We start from the raw sequence: 16,643 nt of genomic DNA, 5'->3' as shown, positions 1-16,643 counted from the left end.
TAAGGTGTATTGATATAAATTAAAAAAATAAATAGGTAAAATAGTGTGGAATATTAAATTTATTCCGTAATATTGCACCGTTAACAAAATCTGTTATTTGTTAACCTACTCCCTCTGCAGGCTTCCAATTCTGCTTAGGGAGATTTTTTTTTATACTATTCTTCCAAAACTTTTCTAAGTAATTCTTTTTTTAAATTTGACAGTATTTTTTGTGTAATAAAGATATTGATATATTCATTTGTTGTAATATCATATTATAGTGTGTACAATTGGTTTATATTGCGATTATATTAATAAAAGAGTGTAAATAAATTCCGTAACGCGAACTTATTAAAGGCAAATTACTAATTTTGTTAAATGATTTACCTTACTCAGAAAAATAATAAACTTGTTTTGTACTTAAGTTTTTTAAGTGCAATATTGTTATTAGTAAATTGTTCAAACCCACAAATCAAAACTGAAACTGATTTAGAACAATTGTATGCATATAAATATAGTAATCACTACAGAGATAGTTTAGCAGAGGTGTTACAACCAGAATTTAAACATGTTATGAGTCTTTCAAATACGGAGGGTAATCGTATGGCTATGGATAGTGTTTTAATGAAGTTGCGTTGGACACGAGATTCAGTGTCTTTTAGAGCACTTGCTACTCGATCTAAAAAGTATGCACTTGCACGTGGAGATGATTATGCTTTAGCTAAGGTGTATAATAATATAGGTATGTATTATCACAATATGGAAAAATTGGATAGTACCTTTTATTATTATTTATTAGTTGAAAATATCTATAAAAAAATTAACGATAGTGTACGTGTTGGAGAAATACAATTTTATCAAGCAAGACTATTGTTTGAAATGGGATTGTATTTAGAAAGTGAGGTTAAGGTTTCTAATTCGTTATCATTATTAAGAAATTCTATCAATAATCCTGTTCCTTTTGAAGCAAATCAATTGATGGCATTGTGTCTTATGGAGCATAATGATTATAAGGAAGGAGAACGCTATTTTCTTCAGGCTCTGGAGTTAATGGAGAAAGATTATAAAAATAAAAAAGTACTTGAAGAGGGGAATTTAAAATTAGCTTTAGCTGCTGTTCACGGAAATTTAGCTGCTGTTTATTTAAAGCAAGAAAAGTTTCAAACGGCATATCAATATGCAGAAAAAGGATTAAGCTATCTATCAGTAAACGATTATCCAATTTTAATATCTTTTCTTGAAACAACAAAAGCAATTGCTTCATTTGAACTTACGGGAGATAGGAATAATTTTAAAATTATTGAAAATAACTATAAAATAGATTCAACATTTGGCCATATTTATAGAATGTTTATGACGGGTAATGATCTTGCTCAATTGTATCTTGATTCTGGTGATCGTGATCTTGCTCTTGTTTGGGGTAGAAAAATTTATGATATAGTAAAAGGACAGGACCTAAAGGTTTTGGAACGACAAGCTCTTGAGTTTATACTTTTAAATGAACATCACAAATTTAAAAATGAGGTTGATCATTTGATACACTTGAATAGAGAAATTCAAGAACAAGATAATAATACTCGTAACAGATTTGCTCGTATAGCTTATGAAACAGAGCTAATAATAGCTGAAAATGATCATTTAAAAGGTATTATTTCCTTATTAATTATTGCAACATTATCTGTATTGATTATGTTAATCCTATTTTTTTATGTTGCGCGTTTAAGAAGTAAAAATAGGGCGTTAAAGTTAATTGAAGGACAAAAGAAAGCGAACGAGAGCATATATCAATTGATTATTGATAAAAATAATATAGCTACTGAAGTGAAAAAAGCAGAGAGAAATCGTATTGCCAAAGACTTACATGATGGTATTGTTAATGGAATTTTTACTATACGTTTTAATTTGCAACAGATCGAGTGTGATAATGGAGATTTAAAGAATGTGTTAATTGAAGAGTTGAAAAAACTTGAGATTGGTACACGTGATTTATCTCATTCTCTTCGTAATGTTGATTTGTTCAAAGGTAATAGGTTTATTGAGATAGTAAAGGAACTGGTAAATTTGCAGAGAAATGAGTGGAATACGCGTTTTTGTGTTTATGAAAAGCAAGATGTAGATTTAGAAATATTGTCTTCTTCTCAAAAGGTAAATATTTATTATATCATAAAGGAGGCTCTGCAGAACGTTAATAAACATTCACACGCATCAAAATGTGTTGTAGATTTTAAAAAAGCTAATGAAGGAGTGTTGTGTAGTATAAGTGATAATGGAGTAGGACTTCTAAAAGGAAAGAGTCACGGTATTGGTATGAGTAATATGATAGATAGAGCTTCTTTTTTAAAAACAGATTTAAAGATAACTTCCTCTGAAGAGAGTGGAACTACGATAAGTTTTATAGTAAAAACTACTGTAATTGATAAGAATGAAAAGGACAATTAAATAGGTTTATTGTATGAATTTAAAAAAAGAAGATATTAAATACTTTCCTGCTTATGAGGAGGTATTTGCAACTGATATTGATAAATGTAGAGAGCATTTTTTACCTATTTGTTCTATTAATTTAAAATGTGTTGATCCTACTAATGATCAGTGGTTACATTTTATTTCAGCTAAAGAGATTTACGATGGATGTGTTGGTCAAGAAACAGAGCAATGGCATACTGAATATTGTAAAATGGATATGTTAGGCTTTGATATTATAGGTGATAAATATGCTTTTGAAGCAGACTGGAATTACTTTGCTATTGAAAAAATGAAGCAAAGTGAGGTGTCTAACTTAGAAATAGTACAGCTATATCGCAATAAACGTAAAGAGTTTCAAAACGTTGAAGAATTAAAGACTTGGTTGTTTATTTATAAAGATGATATTAGGGAAAGCGTCATATCTACAATTATACAGAAGCATATGTTCTACACTAATCCTTCATCGGATCAGGGATTAGTAGAAAGTTTGTTAGATAGATTGGAGAAGCAAGCTATTGAAGCTGATCAAGATAGTTTGATAGGAGCATATCAAATAAATGAAGATACATTTCAGTTAGCAAAGAGTTTTTATAAAAAGCATAAACATATATACCCAAGTACGATTGGTAATTATAGTTCCAAAATATATACGTTAGAGCAATTGGAAAACAATTATGCTAAAGATAGAGAGTATATGGAGAATCCTGAAATAGGTGGAATTATAGATGATATACAATTCTTGAGTAAGGGAGAGCAAGAATATTTAACGAAGTATAATGTTAGCTTAGAAGAGGCTAAAGCATTTGAAGGAACAAATTTGATTGAGAAGCCTTTTGATAAGGATGGTAATATATTTGACTATATAGGTCGCCTTACGGGGTATATATTTCAAGGTTATGGAGCAGATAGTGTTTATTTGTTTTACAATAAAGAACTTAAGAAAGCAGTTATTTGTTTTGAATACACATAAAAAGCAAAAAGCCAGGAGATACTCCTGGCTTTTTTTAAGATTTTCAATAAGTCAGATTTTTTCAAATCGTCTATTACTGGAATGGAAATTACGCTTTTCTTACGTTAACTGCGTTTAATCCTTTTTTACCTTTTTCAACTTCGAAAACAACTTCGTCATTCTCACGGATGTTGTCGTATAAACCTGTAGTATGTACGAAAATGTCTTGTCCTCCGTCTTTTGGTGTAATAAATCCGAAACCTTTAGTTTCATTGAAGAATTTTACTGTTCCTTCTTGCATAATATTAAGTATTTAATTTTGTATTATTTTATTATTTTGGCAACTTCTATAGCTCTAAGACCTTTAGGAGTTCTTTCTTTTTTAAAGGTAACGCGGTCACCTTGGTTTATGGGTTGTGTTAATTGACTGCTGTGTACAAAAATGTTCTCCTTCGTTTCGTCTTCAGTAATAAAACCAAATCCTTTACTACTGAAATAAGTAACCTGTCCAACACATTCTTCATTAGGTCCAGCTGCAGACATACGTAATTCGTGCTCTCTGTTCGCTGCCTCAATATCTTGCTCTTCTGGCGGAACCTCAGTTAAATTACCATTAATATCCACATAGATTAGCATATCTTCAAGGTCCTTTCCTTTATTGTTGTTGGTTTTTCGGTCTTCTCTTTTCAGTGCTTTCTCTTGCTTTTTCTGTGCTTTCTTTTTGTTTTTTTCTTTTTTAGAAAAAGAATCAGCCATATTTACTTTGTTTTTTAGTTTATAAAATTTTTACTTTGATACCTGTTTTCTCACTTTCATTTTAATTCCAGTGAAACGTTGAATATCATTAAGCTCTTTCTGTTGTTCTGGTGTACAGATAGATAGAGCAGTGCCTTTTATTCCAGCCCTACCTGTTCTACCAATACGATGTACGTAGGTTTCAGGTTTATCTGGAATATCATAATTAATGACAAATGGTAATTTGTCAATATCTATGCCTCTTGCAGCTATATCAGTAGCGATTAAAATCTTAATGCGTTTACTTTTAAAGTCTTCAAGTGCCTTTGTTCTTGCGCTTTGAGATTTATTACCATGAATAGCCATAGCTTCAAGTCCTCCTTTATCTAAGTGTTTTACAAGTTTATTAGCTTCGTGCTTTGTACGCGTAAATACTAATGTTGGTGCTTTTTGTTCACTTAAAAGAGAATGCAATAAGTCTCTCTTGTCCTTTTTTTCTATATAATAAACTTCTTGTGTTATAGTTTCTGCTGTGATTATCTCAGCAGCAATCTCTATTTTCACAGGATTTTTCACTATTGTGTTAGCAAACTTAGCAATGCTTGCTGGCATTGTAGCTGATAAAAACAGCGATTGTCTTTTAGAAGGTATATATGATAATATCTTTTTTAAATCATGGATGAATCCCATATCAAGCATTTGGTCTGCTTCATCTAAAACCAAAATCTGTAATTTTGATAAATCAACATATTTTTGGTTGATTAGATCTAACAAACGACCTGGCGTTGCTACAACAATATCAGCTCTTTGTTTAAGTGCTTTTATCTGAGGTTGTAATGAAACTCCTCCAAATAGTGCAATTGTCTTTAAAGGCAAGTGCTTGCTGTAATCTAAGAAACTTTTTTGGACTTGTAAAGCAAGTTCACGTGTAGGGACTAATACTAATGTTTTGATTCCTCTTTGTGAATTATCTTCTTTACTAAGTCTTTCTAAGATAGGAATTGCAAAAGCAGCAGTTTTACCTGTTCCAGTTTGAGCAGTACCGATTAAATCTCTACCCTGTAGGATTAGTGGTATAGCTTTCTGCTGAATCTCCGTTGCCTGAGAATATCCAATCTCGTTTAACGCTTGTTTGATTTGTGGTATTAAAGGTAATTCTTTAAAATTCATCTTTTCTTTAATAACTATATAAAGATATAAAATTCTTTACAATAGCTTGTTTAATTTTTAATAACTATTTGTATTAGTGATCTCTTCGTATTTATTCTTTTACAAAAGATTGTTTTGACTACGGGATAGTTCAATACTTAGAGTATAGGTGAATCACATAGGTTATTAATATTAAACTTAAAGACAGATAGATTACATTATTTCTCTTAGAAAGAAATAGAGTAATCATTTTGTTTGATGTTGTAATGATTAACTAAAAACTTCTGTTTTATTGCTACATTTTAGTGTAAGAACAAGACAGTTTACTAAATATAAGAATCAAGAGCTAATACGAATGTTACATTTGTTTCATCCATTCTTTTAAATATGAACGCTACCATTGGTAAAATCTATATAGAAAAGAAATTCATTAACTATTAATACGTTGCAAATGTATGATTATAAATTGAGATTAATAGTATATTTTTTTTATTTTTTCTAAAAGCAATGTGTTTTTTCTAACTTATAGCTTTTTTATGCTAATATTTTTTAGTGTTTTTAAAGATATATCTAAATATTTTAAAAAGGATAGTTGCGAATTTTTGGCTTTTATATCTTATTTTCTAATTAGAATCACGTATTTAGTTTATGTATTTGATATATATAGCATCTTTTTATGATGGATGTAAATCTACTGTTTTCAAATGGTAACTATTTTGTTTTTTATAGTAATTTATAGTTTCTAAGTCTGTTTTTCGTATATCAATAGAAAGGTTTACTTTTGAATATTGTTGCAAACTCAATTGTATATACATTTTAGATAACCACTTTTTTATATGCTTGATTCTTTAAAAAAACGCGTAAATCAGTTTATAATTAAACTTCCTATTTTGATCTTACTATTTACTGTGATATGTTCTACCACTGGTTTTGCTCAAGAGGTGGAAGTAGTAGATGAAACGGATACTGCAAGTATTATTAAGTTGTGGTTAGATGACAATGGAGACAATAAACTATATATAAATGTTGGTGCAACGTGTAATAATTATGATAGTAAAGGATTGTTTCCTAAACGAGGATATCCTTCTGTGATATCTGTTGAGTTAGAGAATGATGAACACCATATTTTTGCTGAATTTGCCGATAGACATTACGACAGAGAAATGTTGATGTTTTATGATGAAGCAATTTGGTTTACGGAGTTAAACGAAAAGCAAGCTGTGTTTATTCCTGTTTTCTATTGTACTGTTTTTCACGGTAATACAATGCCATTGACTTATATTGTATTATATGATGGCAAACGATATTTGTATCATTTTGACTATCAATGTGAACCTTCTGTTTTGGGGAAATGTAGATTGCCTTACACGAATAAAGAATTAGGCAAACGATTGAGTAATTTACCTAAACCGTTGGAAAGTAGGTTTACAGATTATCTACGCAAAGTTTACACTACTCGTGAAGACTTATTTCCAAATCATGCAACATTTGACTTAGAAAAGTATCATCAAACAAAGAAACCTTTTGATTTGGCAACTGCTTATAATTCAAGCTATCCTTATGTGTTATTAGATAAGGTAAATACTTATTTAGCTGGCCGACGCTATTCTTTGGCTCTAACGTATTTAGAGGAGTTTGAATACTTGTATGTTCGCGATCCAAATATTGTTGATGTTGCTGGTTTTTATGTGCAAGACAGAAAAATTAGCGGTAAGGCAGAAGAATACAAGCCTTTGGTGTTAGATAATCCTCAGGAGTTATTGGATAAGGCAAAGGTTTTTACAGAGTATAGTTTATACCAAGAGGCTTATTTGATTTATAAAACTTTCATTGAAGAAATTGTTATGTTGATGGCAGAAGAGGCATAGTTACTAAGTGATATTTAAAAAATAACGTATAAAAAGCTTATTTGTGCTATTCCCTATATAGTTGTATCTTGCTAACAAATTGTTAAACAGTGTTTTAATTGGCATTAAGTGTCATTTTAAACAGTATAAAATTAAATAGTATGAAAAAGGTAGTTGCTTTATTAAGTTTAGCACTATTAACATTAGGAGCTTGTTCTTCTGATGACAATAAGGGAAATGATAAGGTTTCGATTGAAGTAGGGGAAAGTCATTCTACAGATATTAAAACACCAGTATGGTTACAGGGTACTTGGGCGCCAGAGAATGATTCAGAAGTAGAATTTGATGTCGTTAAATTTAGAATTACTAAAGATGATGTATGTATGCTTACTGGAATTACACAATGTTTTAAAGGTATTGTAAAAGAGTTACTTCGTGTTTCTAAGGATAATGTAAATGTTTATCAAAAATATGAAGAAGACTATTATCAGTTAGATATTGATTTTCCTGCAGGTGCAGTTGTAGAAATGGAATTTTATCGTTTAGATGATAATCGAATGAGACTTGTTCAAAGTGGTGCTTCAGCTGTTTTTGTAAGAAAATAGTTTAAAGGTATTATATAGAAAAAACCTCAACTAAATAGTTTGTTTAGTTGAGGTTTTTTTATGCCATATTTGATAGCTTTTTCTTTAGTTACAATATTAAATTTTTATGCATCATAAGTGCTATATCATTTTTTTTGCTATTTTTAATACTCTTAAATTCAGATGTTATGATACGTTCAATTGAGAAGGCGTACTATCCCTTAGCGGTTTTTATGATTTTAGTGGTATTGATTGCAGTAATCAATGAGCTTATGTATTTGTTATTGTTTATACCCGTATTTGCTTTTTTAGCTTTGCTGAAATTGTATATCATTGACCAACGATTGCATTACTATGGGGAAGAAGCATTGGCAACTATAGTGAAGTATAAATCATACGTGAATTTTGATGCTAATGTAGCAAGTAGTAGAAGAGGAGATGTAAAAACAGAAGTGGTCTTGATGGAATTTACTACGAAAGAAGGGGAAACTGTGAAAGGACAACCTAAAGAATATGATATCCATACTCCATCCATTGATGAAAGCCAATTCGGAACACCGTATTTGGATTTACACGAAGAGCTTAAGAACTTCAATCCGGTTGGACAAAAATATGAGATTATCTATGACCGAGAGCGCCCTGATATTTTCATTTTTAAAGAATTACTCTTAGATGAGATCGGAATTAGTGTGAGGTTAATGCAACTATTAGGTGTATTTATTGCGCTGTGTTTTGGTTATATATTTTATACTTATAGCGTAGTTGGTACTGTTATGTATCTATTTGGTAAGTAATCATTTTTAATATTGTGGGGCTTTAAAGGCCCTTTTTTTTTGCTCTTTTTTAAGGAGAAGTGAAGATGGAGTATGTGAGGAGTGCTGGTAAGAACGTAGGATATACGTGTTTTATTTAGGATATGTTCGAGATAAGTTCGAGACAAGTTCGAGATTTGCTCGGAAAAGAGCTTTTTTACCGAAGGTGTGTGGTAGATGTGTCGAACTTGTGTGGTATTAGATATGATTGAGGTTCGCACTAATTTTATAGCAAGGATAACTGATGTTGTTATCTAAAAAAAGAGGTGCAATATATTGCACCTCTTTCGTATAGAATTTCTATTTTAAATAGTATTACTATCTACTATATAATAGGAAGTATTTGATAATAAGCTTTATGCTGTTTATCTTGCTTATGATTCTGGTGTAAGTTTGTTATTTGTAACACCACATTTAAGCATTGCTGCTCCGTAAAGCGGGTTGAATAAATCCTCAGCATCACTTAACCAAGCACCACCTTCTCCGTTATCGTACATTGGACAGTATTGTTCAAATACAACGCGGTCAGATCCTACAATGCTGATTAATTTAACCATATCTTCTGTAAGGTCTTCAAATGCTTCTCTTTGTGCTTTGATATCACCTTTTTCCATTTTAGCAGCTTCTTCAGTTAATTCTTTCACTAACTCTTTAACGTTAGCGTCAGTAGAAGCAGTACCTACTTCATTTAAGCTTTTTACAAAAGCTACAGAAGCCGTTGCTGCGTCAGCTTGCTTGTCTTCTTGAAGTGCTTTTTTCATTGAAAAATACCCGTCTAATGAAGCTTTTAATACATCAGAAGATTTAACTGCTGTTGATTTCTCTACTGTTTCATTTGTTGCATGTCCATGGTCGTGGTTGTGTTCATGCGTTTCTGTAGCAGGTACAGTCTCATTTGTTTTTTTGTCATTACAAGCTGTAAATGCAATCGCTAATACAGCAATACTTAAGATTACTTTTTTCATATTATTGTTTGTTATTTATAATTAGTGTACTGTTAACAGTTCATTATTGTGGTTGTGAAATGTAATATTCTACTTACACTGTAAACTATAAGCCGCTAACCTCCAAAACCTATCTCGTATATTGGCAACAGCTATGTAAACCTGCGTAGGCGTCGTGAGATGCTTTGTGAATTTCCGTATCGTGTCCAACACCTGCAACAGCTTTACTTACCTTTGTTTTATCTGTCTTTGAACTATCAATAGTCAAATGTAATAATTTTGTGTTTACATCCCACGTTGCAATTTGAACTCCTGCTACTGATTTTGCAGCGGTTTCAATGCGTTCTTGACAAAGTGTACAATTTCCTAAGACTTTAAACATTACTTCTTCACTGTGCTTATTAGTTGTACTATGATCAGTGTGACCAGCGGTTGCAGTGCTGTCCTCATTGTTCATCATACTTCGTTTTCCCTCTAATTGCGCACTCGCATCAATGGTAAAAACGCCATTGGTTACAATTTCCTCTCCATCTTGTAAGCCAGACATAACCACGTAGTTTTCACCTAATGAAGGTCCAAGCTCTATCTCGCGCATCATAAATGCTGGGGTAGTTGTATTGGGTTGTTTTACATAGATGATCGAACGCTTTCCAGTCCATAATACAGCTGATTTCGGAATTACCATTTCATTGTTGTATGCCTTCATCGGAGCTTTAATACGTGCACTCGCGTACATCTCTGGTTTCAGGTTTTGATCGCTATTGTCTGTTTCTACACGCACTTTAGCTGTTCTTGATGTTGCATCTATAATTGGATTGATAAATGCTATTTTTCCTTTGTACACTTTGCCAGGGATACTCTGTAATGTATATTCTAAGTCAGCCCCTTCTTTCAAGAAAGGCAAGTCATTTTCATAAGCATCAAATACAGCCCAAATTTTAGATAGATTAGAAATGCTAAATAACACAGTACCTTGATTGATGTAGTCACCTTGGTTGACATTTTTAGCAACAACAATTCCACTTGTATTAGCGTGAATGCTTACATAAGGAGAAACATTTCCAGAAGTAAGGACTTTGTTGATTTGCCCTTCAGACATTTTCCACAAGCGCAGTTTTTGTTTTGCCGCATCTACTAATAGGGGTTGAAAGTCTTTCAACTTCTCAGCTTCTAATAATTCTTGTTGCGCTGTCAATAGGTCAGGGGAGTAAATAGTGGCAATCAATTGGCCTTGTTTTACAGCTTCCCCTGTAAAGTTGATATATAACTTTTCAATACGCCCGTTTACGTGAGAGGTTTGCGATTGTTGTAATCGTTCGTCAACTTGAATTGTTCCGTATAGTTCAATATCCTTTATAGGGTCTTTTCTGCCTACTATGGTAGTTTGAATATTTGCTAATGCCATAGCTTGTTTTGACATTTGTATTGCATTGTCATCTACCGTTTCATCTCCACTATCACCAGATTTAAGAGGAATTAAATCCATTGCACAAAGAGGACATTTACCGGGTTTGTCCATCTTGATTTGTGGATGCATAGAACAGGTCCACAGAGTTGCTTTTTCTTCAGTAGGAGCAGGCTCTCCATTGTGTTCGTGTGTTCCAGAGCCACCAAATATCAACCATCCTAATAATAGTCCGATTAGTAAAATAGCACCGTACTTTACAGCGTTATTTTGAAATATATTTTTCAACTTATCCATTGTTTTCTGTATCTGTAATTGCAATTAATTTATTGATAGAGGCTACCATCGTATTGTAATTGGCAATAGCTTCTGCTTTTTTTAATTGGTAATCTAATAATTGTCGCTGTACTTGAATTACGTTGGTTAGGTCATTTTTACCAGCTACAAATTCTTTAACAATCAAGTTAAACGTTGTTTCAGCTAATGTACTTTGCTTGTCATACAGTTTTACGATGCGTTCAGTATCTTCAAGCTGACTTTTATAATCGTAATAGGCTGCTTTTAGGGTGTTTAGTGTATTGTTGTAATTTTGCTCACTTGACTTCCACCACAGTTTACTTTCTTCTTGTTGGGCATTGTATTTTTTGCGGAAAATAGGTAGCGAGACCGTTAGCATGGGCATAACCATGTCTTTTCCGTTCATATCTCCCATACCTAACATAGCATCGTTCGTTTTACCAATAATCATATATTGTAAACCTACGCCAATCATAGGGTAACTCATCTTTTTGTCCATTTCTGCTTTTGCTTGATACGCTAATCCTTGTTCCGTAAGCATACCTAACATTGGGTTGTTGGTTTCAATCATAGCCATCACATCATCTTCTGTCAGCATAAATGGTGTTTTTTCAATGTGTTTAGCAACGACTACCTCAGCAGTTGCTTCTCTATTTAAGAGTACATTAAACTTTGCTTTTTCTACTTTTATCTGAGATTGTAAAGTTTCAATGGTATTTTCAACTTCAATAATTTCAAGGCGAATACGCAATACATCAGACATTCCGGATGCTTGACTATTTCCCATTTCACTCATACCGCTGCTTACTGCCATAGTAGGAGTAGAAGAAGCTGTATTTGATGCTCCCATTCCCATACTACTCATTCTATTAGCTGATGAGTTGGTCGTAGTTGGTGCAGGTCTATTGACAACAGGAGTAGGTGCTTTAGCCGAACTTGTAGGAGAAGAAAACTTCTTTAAAGATAGTTGTTCTAATTGTTCCAATAACTTTTTATTGTCTTCTGCATTGGCTAATTGCTGTTGTTGTTTTTGCAATATATACCATTGTGTGTTTACTTGTAAGGCCAGGTTCTCCTTTGCCTCTTTGTATTCTTGGTATTGCATTTGTGCCATGTGGCTTGCCTCGTTACGCGCACTTTTACGTGTGCCAAACCAAGGCAACATCTGCATTACTGTAATATCTCCAATTTGACGACCACCAACTATATCCATTGGTTTGGTATAAAACCCCATAGACAGTTCAGGGTCGGCAAACGCACCGGCTTGGGGTACCTTTTGTAAGGTAGCCTCGTAAGCCAATTGTTGTGATTTTACTAATGGATTGTGTTCAATAGCTACTTTTATATAGTGGGCTAAGGAATCCTTTGGTTGCTCTTGTGCTACTGTTGGTGCTGTTGTAGAGAACATCAATAGGGTAGTTGCTATATATAAATAAGATTTACGCTTCATCGTTTACGGTGTTTTCAGTTGGTTTCTGTTCTTTTTTAATCGCCCATTCTCTCCACATACATTGGAATACAGGGACTACAAACATGGTCATAGATTGAATAAACATTCCCCCGAAAGTCGGAATAGCCATTGGCAACATAATTTCTGCTCCTTTTCCTGTTGAGGTCATCACAGGAAGTAAGGCGATTAATGCAGTAGCTGTTGTCATTACAGCTGGGCGTACACGTTTTAATCCAGCATATATTACAGCTTCTCTAATATCTTCTTTCGTTTTCGGGTCTCTGTCCACAAAGGTGTCGTGAATATACGTTCCCATTAACACCCCATCGTTGGTCGCTAAACCAAATAAGGCGATGAACCCTACCCATACGGCAATACTCAGGTTGATGCTGTGCATTTGAAATAAGTCGCGCATATTCATATCTCCGATGGAGAAGTTCATAAACCAAGGTTGACCATACAACCACAATAAGATAAATCCTCCTGCAAAGGCTACAAACACTCCTGAGAAGTGAATTAACGAAGCAGTGATTGTTCTAAATTGAAAGTATAGAATCAATAAAATAGCCAATAAACTAAGAGGAACAACAATCATTAAGCGTTGTGAGGCACGTTCTTGTTGCTCGTAATTACCTGCAAATTTGTAAGTAACTCCTTTCGGCAAGGTTAACTCGCCTGATGCTATTTTGTCTTGTAACAGTTTATCTGCCTCACGGACAACATCAACTTCTGCTTTACCAGCTATTTTGTCAAAAATCACGTAGCCTAACAAGAAGGTGTTTTCACTCTGAATCATTTGAGCACCTTTGGCGTATTCAATGTCTGCAACCTCTTTTAGTGGAATCTGAACGCCAGTTGCAGTTGGAATAATTAGTTTTCCTAATGCTTCTGGGTTATCTCTCAATTCACGAGGATAGCGTAGTCTAACAGGGAAACGCTCACGACCTTCAACAGTTGTAGTCAAGGTCATTCCACCCACAGCAGCACCAATTACTTCTTGTAAGTCGGCAACGGTAATTCCGTATCTCGCCATATTGTTTCTATTCAGGTGAATCTCGATGTACGGAGCACCCACTGCACGGTCGTAAAATACCGTTGATGGCATAATAGAAGGAATGTCTTTTAAAGCCGTTTCCAATGCTTTACCCCCCGTTTCAATAGACTCTAAATCGGGTCCTGAAACCTTTAGTCCCATTGGAGCACGCATACCTGTTGACAGCATCACTAAACGGGCTTCAATAGGTTGTAATTTCGGAGCGGATGTTAGCCCTGGTAAGTGTGATACATTCACAATTTCTTGCCAGATATCATCTGCTTTCTTGATATGAGGACGCCATTGACGGAAATACTTACCTCCTTCATCTACAAGTAAACTATCTTTTGGAATCAATCTAAATCCGTTATCAGGAGTATAAGTATCACCATTGATAAGTTCAAACTCTCCTTTTCTATTGACTTTAAAACGCTCTCTATGCCCTTGTTCATTGAGCATATATTCTGGTCTATAGTTGATTGTATTCTCAAACATCTGAGCAGGAGCAGGGTCAAGGGCAGAGTTTACACGTCCCCATTTACCTACTGCTATTTCTACTTCAGGAATATTAGTAATACGCTTATCTAATGTCTCGATGAATTGCAAGTTTTGCTCAATTCCCGTGTGAGGCATACTCGTTGGCATAAGTAAATACGACCCCTCGTTCAAGCTTGGCATAAACTCCTCACCAATACCAGGAAATCGCTCACTTGGTTTTTGCCACATTGCTGTTTGGCGGATATTCTTCCAACCTACGGCTTCAAAACCGTTAGCAATTACTCCAAACGTCTTGTCAAACCCAAGCCATACTAAAACTCCGAATAACACGGTGATAATTGGAATACTCATAAACTTCCAACGGTTGTCTAATGCCCATCTTAAGATGTTTTCATAGTAGATAACTAATAACCATAAAGCCCCTAAAATAAGTCCAATTGCAAAAAACACAAAGGCGAAGTTAAGACCAGTGCTTTGTTGTGTACCTAAAGGCAACCATTCTACGGTTAAGTAGTATAGCGCTACAATTAAGGCAATAGCTACATTGACGTAATTAGCGATTTGTTCTCCTTTCCACTTCGGAGTAAATAGGTTGTTTAGTCCCACTAAAGACAAGGCGATTGCAGGCAATTCACCTGTGAATATTACTAAAGCAAATCCCAATAAAACTAAAGCGTAATTGGCATATTTGCGCAGCTTTTTACTGTCTAAACGAATAGAATAGATATAGTATGCAAGGGTAGGTAGTACCACAATTCCCAATAAGAAAGCTGAGGTTAAAGCAAAGGTTTTAGTATACGCCAATGGTTTAAACAGTTTACCTTCTTGTGCCTCCATAGCAAAAACGGGAAGGAAACTGATGATTGTTGTAAGCATAGCAGTTGATAAAGCTCCTGATACTTCAGACACCGCATTCGTAATCAAGTTTACAAATGCTTGTCCCTTGCTTTCAATGCCTTGTTTTCGTTCTTCTTCTATATGTCGAATAATACTTTCTACAAAGACGACTCCCACATCAACCATAACTCCAATAGCAATCGCAATACCCGATAGGGCAACGATATTTGCGTCAATCCCCATATATTTCATAATGATGAAGGTTGCTAATACACCAATAGGAAGAATACTGGATATAATGATAGAAGCACGTAGGTTGATAACCAATACGATAACAACAATAATACAGATTAGTATCTCGTGTGCTAACGCACTTTCTAAGGTGCCTATTGTTTCTTTGATTAAGCCAGAACGGTCGTAAAAAGGCACTACAGTTACTTTGGATACCGTACCATCAGCTAATGTTTTCTGTGGTAATCCAGCCTCCATCTCTTTGATTTTTGCCTTTACATTGGTGATTACCTCCATTGGGTTAGCACCATATCGAGCCACTACAACCCCTCCAACAGCCTCAATACCCTCTTTGTCCAGTCCACCACGACGGGTAGCAGGACCAAGGTTTACAAAGGCTACATCTTTAACTTTTACAGGAACGTTATTTCTCACCGTTACTACGGCATTTTCAAGATCGCTTACGTTCTTGATATACCCTAATCCACGTACAAGATACTCCGCTTTGTTGATCTCAATAGTTTCTGCACCTATGTCTAAGTTGCTCTTTTGAATAGCAGTCATAACATCCATGACAGATACGTTATAAGCACGCATTGCATCTGGATTAACTTCAACTTGATATTCTTTGATATACCCTCCAATAGAGGCAACTTCAGACACACCAGATGCCGCTGCTAAACTATATTTAGCATAAAAGTCCTGTACAGTGCGCAACTCATCAGGGTCCCAACCACCCGTAGGTTCTCCTGTTTGTGGATTGCGCCCCTCTAATGTGTACCAAAATACTTGTCCCAATGCGGTAGCATCAGGTCCTAAGGTAGGAATTACACCTTCAGGTAATGTTCCTGCTGGTAGAGAGTTTAGTTTTTCTAAAATGCGTGAGCGGCTCCAGTAGAATTCAACATCCTCATCAAAAATGATGTAGATAAATGACATTCCAAACATAGAACTACTACGCACAGTTTTTACTCCTGGTACTCCTAAAAGAGATGTGGTAAGAGGATATGTAATTTGCTCTTGTATATCTTTAGGAGAGCGCCCCATCCATTCTGTAGCAACGATCTGTTGGTTTTCACCAAGGTCAGGAATAGCATCTACAGGCACGGGATTACTTGGCAAAATATTTTGATGCCAATTAAAGGGTGCGGTTACTAATCCCCAAATAATAACTACACAAAGTAGCAATAAGGTGATTAGTCTATTGTTTACAAAGTACTTAATGATTTTATTAAGCATAGTATTTGATTTTTTATGAAAAGACGATTGGGTTGTTTTGGTTAACGGTTGTTGGTTAACTGTTTACAGCTTGTATGTGAAGCGTAATACACCACTGTGGGTATACTAAACGATGTAGATTCCCCTTGTCGTTCATTGATTATGAAAGACATCAATATATGCGTGATACGAAAGACGTAAAACGAAAGACG

12 protein-coding genes are annotated in these 16,643 nt (G+C 34.4%); 5 read left to right on the top strand and 7 right to left on the bottom strand.

Annotation, left to right across the window (positions count from 1 at the left end; genetic code table 11):
• The first annotated feature begins 357 nt into the window (after nt 1-357).
• Nucleotides 358-2,418: a tetratricopeptide repeat-containing sensor histidine kinase gene (locus GQS07_RS12430; RefSeq protein ID WP_158211104.1), complete on the top strand. Its 2,061-nt coding sequence runs from the start codon at nt 358-360 to the stop codon at nt 2,416-2,418.
• Nucleotides 2,419-2,431: 13 nt separating this feature from the next.
• A complete protein-coding gene (locus GQS07_RS12425; protein WP_158211103.1) occupies nt 2,432-3,412 on the top strand; it encodes a hypothetical protein in 981 nt (326 codons plus the stop codon).
• An 88-nt stretch (nt 3,413-3,500) separates the two neighbouring features.
• On the opposite strand, the gene GQS07_RS12420 is transcribed toward GQS07_RS12425, so the two are convergent.
• Genes GQS07_RS12420 through GQS07_RS12410 form a run of 3 tightly spaced genes read right to left on the bottom strand, consistent with a single transcriptional unit; the run spans nt 3,501 to nt 5,296 of the window.
• Nucleotides 3,501-3,692, bottom strand: a complete 192-nt coding sequence (locus GQS07_RS12420; protein ID WP_090408125.1) for a cold-shock protein — start codon at nt 3,690-3,692, stop codon at nt 3,501-3,503.
• Nucleotides 3,693-3,715: 23 nt separating this feature from the next.
• Complete coding sequence (locus GQS07_RS12415) at nt 3,716-4,147, bottom strand: cold-shock protein (protein WP_158211102.1); 432 nt, start codon at nt 4,145-4,147, stop codon at nt 3,716-3,718.
• A gap of 30 nt (nt 4,148-4,177) precedes the next feature.
• Nucleotides 4,178-5,296: a DEAD/DEAH box helicase gene (locus tag GQS07_RS12410; protein WP_158211101.1), complete on the bottom strand. Its 1,119-nt coding sequence runs from the start codon at nt 5,294-5,296 to the stop codon at nt 4,178-4,180.
• An 815-nt stretch (nt 5,297-6,111) separates the two neighbouring features.
• Here GQS07_RS12410 and GQS07_RS12405 point away from each other — a divergent pair.
• The 3 genes from GQS07_RS12405 to GQS07_RS12395 all read left to right on the top strand — a co-directional run bounded on the left by GQS07_RS12405 (nt 6,112) and on the right by GQS07_RS12395 (nt 8,500).
• Nucleotides 6,112-7,143: a hypothetical protein gene (locus GQS07_RS12405; RefSeq protein ID WP_158211100.1), complete on the top strand. Its 1,032-nt coding sequence runs from the start codon at nt 6,112-6,114 to the stop codon at nt 7,141-7,143.
• A gap of 140 nt (nt 7,144-7,283) precedes the next feature.
• Nucleotides 7,284-7,727: a hypothetical protein gene (locus tag GQS07_RS12400; RefSeq protein ID WP_158211099.1), complete on the top strand. Its 444-nt coding sequence runs from the start codon at nt 7,284-7,286 to the stop codon at nt 7,725-7,727.
• Nucleotides 7,728-7,894: 167 nt separating this feature from the next.
• The gene (locus tag GQS07_RS12395; protein WP_158211098.1) at nt 7,895-8,500 is read left to right on the top strand and encodes a hypothetical protein; all 606 of its coding nucleotides are present in this window, start codon (nt 7,895-7,897) and stop codon (nt 8,498-8,500) included.
• A 392-nt stretch (nt 8,501-8,892) separates the two neighbouring features.
• On the opposite strand, the gene GQS07_RS12390 is transcribed toward GQS07_RS12395, so the two are convergent.
• The 4 genes from GQS07_RS12390 to GQS07_RS12375 form a co-directional block, all read right to left on the bottom strand.
• The gene (locus GQS07_RS12390; RefSeq protein WP_158211097.1) at nt 8,893-9,483 is read right to left on the bottom strand and encodes a DUF3347 domain-containing protein; all 591 of its coding nucleotides are present in this window, start codon (nt 9,481-9,483) and stop codon (nt 8,893-8,895) included.
• A gap of 109 nt (nt 9,484-9,592) precedes the next feature.
• Complete coding sequence (locus GQS07_RS12385) at nt 9,593-11,164, bottom strand: efflux RND transporter periplasmic adaptor subunit (protein WP_158211096.1); 1,572 nt, start codon at nt 11,162-11,164, stop codon at nt 9,593-9,595.
• Nucleotides 11,157-12,614 (bottom strand): TolC family protein, encoded by a 1,458-nt coding sequence (locus GQS07_RS12380; RefSeq protein ID WP_158211095.1) that lies wholly within the window; start codon nt 12,612-12,614, stop codon nt 11,157-11,159. The genes GQS07_RS12385 and GQS07_RS12380 overlap by 8 nt, the downstream gene beginning before the upstream one ends.
• Complete coding sequence (locus GQS07_RS12375) at nt 12,604-16,452, bottom strand: efflux RND transporter permease subunit (protein ID WP_158211094.1); 3,849 nt, start codon at nt 16,450-16,452, stop codon at nt 12,604-12,606. Before GQS07_RS12375 ends, GQS07_RS12380 begins: the two co-directional genes overlap by 11 nt.
• Nucleotides 16,453-16,643 lie beyond the last annotated feature (191 nt).

The sequence above is a fragment of the Myroides phaeus genome (assembly GCF_009799805.1).
GTDB classification, from domain to species: Bacteria; Bacteroidota; Bacteroidia; order Flavobacteriales; family Flavobacteriaceae; genus Flavobacterium; species Flavobacterium phaeum_A.
This window is presented reverse-complemented; position numbering and strand designations above follow the sequence as displayed.

Excerpts from the sequence above, each read along its gene's own strand:
- GQS07_RS12430 (WP_158211104.1), top strand. The coding sequence starts at position 358 with ATGATTTACCTTACTCAGAAAAATAATAAACTTGTTTTGTACTTAAGT.
- GQS07_RS12425 (WP_158211103.1), top strand. The coding sequence starts at position 2,432 with ATGAATTTAAAAAAAGAAGATATTAAATACTTTCCTGCTTATGAGGAG.
- GQS07_RS12420 (WP_090408125.1), bottom strand. The coding sequence starts at position 3,692 with ATGCAAGAAGGAACAGTAAAATTCTTCAATGAAACTAAAGGTTTCGGA.
- GQS07_RS12415 (WP_158211102.1), bottom strand. The coding sequence starts at position 4,147 with ATGGCTGATTCTTTTTCTAAAAAAGAAAAAAACAAAAAGAAAGCACAG.
- GQS07_RS12410 (WP_158211101.1), bottom strand. The coding sequence starts at position 5,296 with ATGAATTTTAAAGAATTACCTTTAATACCACAAATCAAACAAGCGTTA.
- GQS07_RS12405 (WP_158211100.1), top strand. The coding sequence starts at position 6,112 with ATGCTTGATTCTTTAAAAAAACGCGTAAATCAGTTTATAATTAAACTT.
- GQS07_RS12400 (WP_158211099.1), top strand. The coding sequence starts at position 7,284 with ATGAAAAAGGTAGTTGCTTTATTAAGTTTAGCACTATTAACATTAGGA.
- GQS07_RS12395 (WP_158211098.1), top strand. The coding sequence starts at position 7,895 with ATGATACGTTCAATTGAGAAGGCGTACTATCCCTTAGCGGTTTTTATG.
- GQS07_RS12390 (WP_158211097.1), bottom strand. The coding sequence starts at position 9,483 with ATGAAAAAAGTAATCTTAAGTATTGCTGTATTAGCGATTGCATTTACA.
- GQS07_RS12385 (WP_158211096.1), bottom strand. The coding sequence starts at position 11,164 with ATGGATAAGTTGAAAAATATATTTCAAAATAACGCTGTAAAGTACGGT.
- GQS07_RS12380 (WP_158211095.1), bottom strand. The coding sequence starts at position 12,614 with ATGAAGCGTAAATCTTATTTATATATAGCAACTACCCTATTGATGTTC.
- GQS07_RS12375 (WP_158211094.1), bottom strand. The coding sequence starts at position 16,452 with ATGCTTAATAAAATCATTAAGTACTTTGTAAACAATAGACTAATCACC.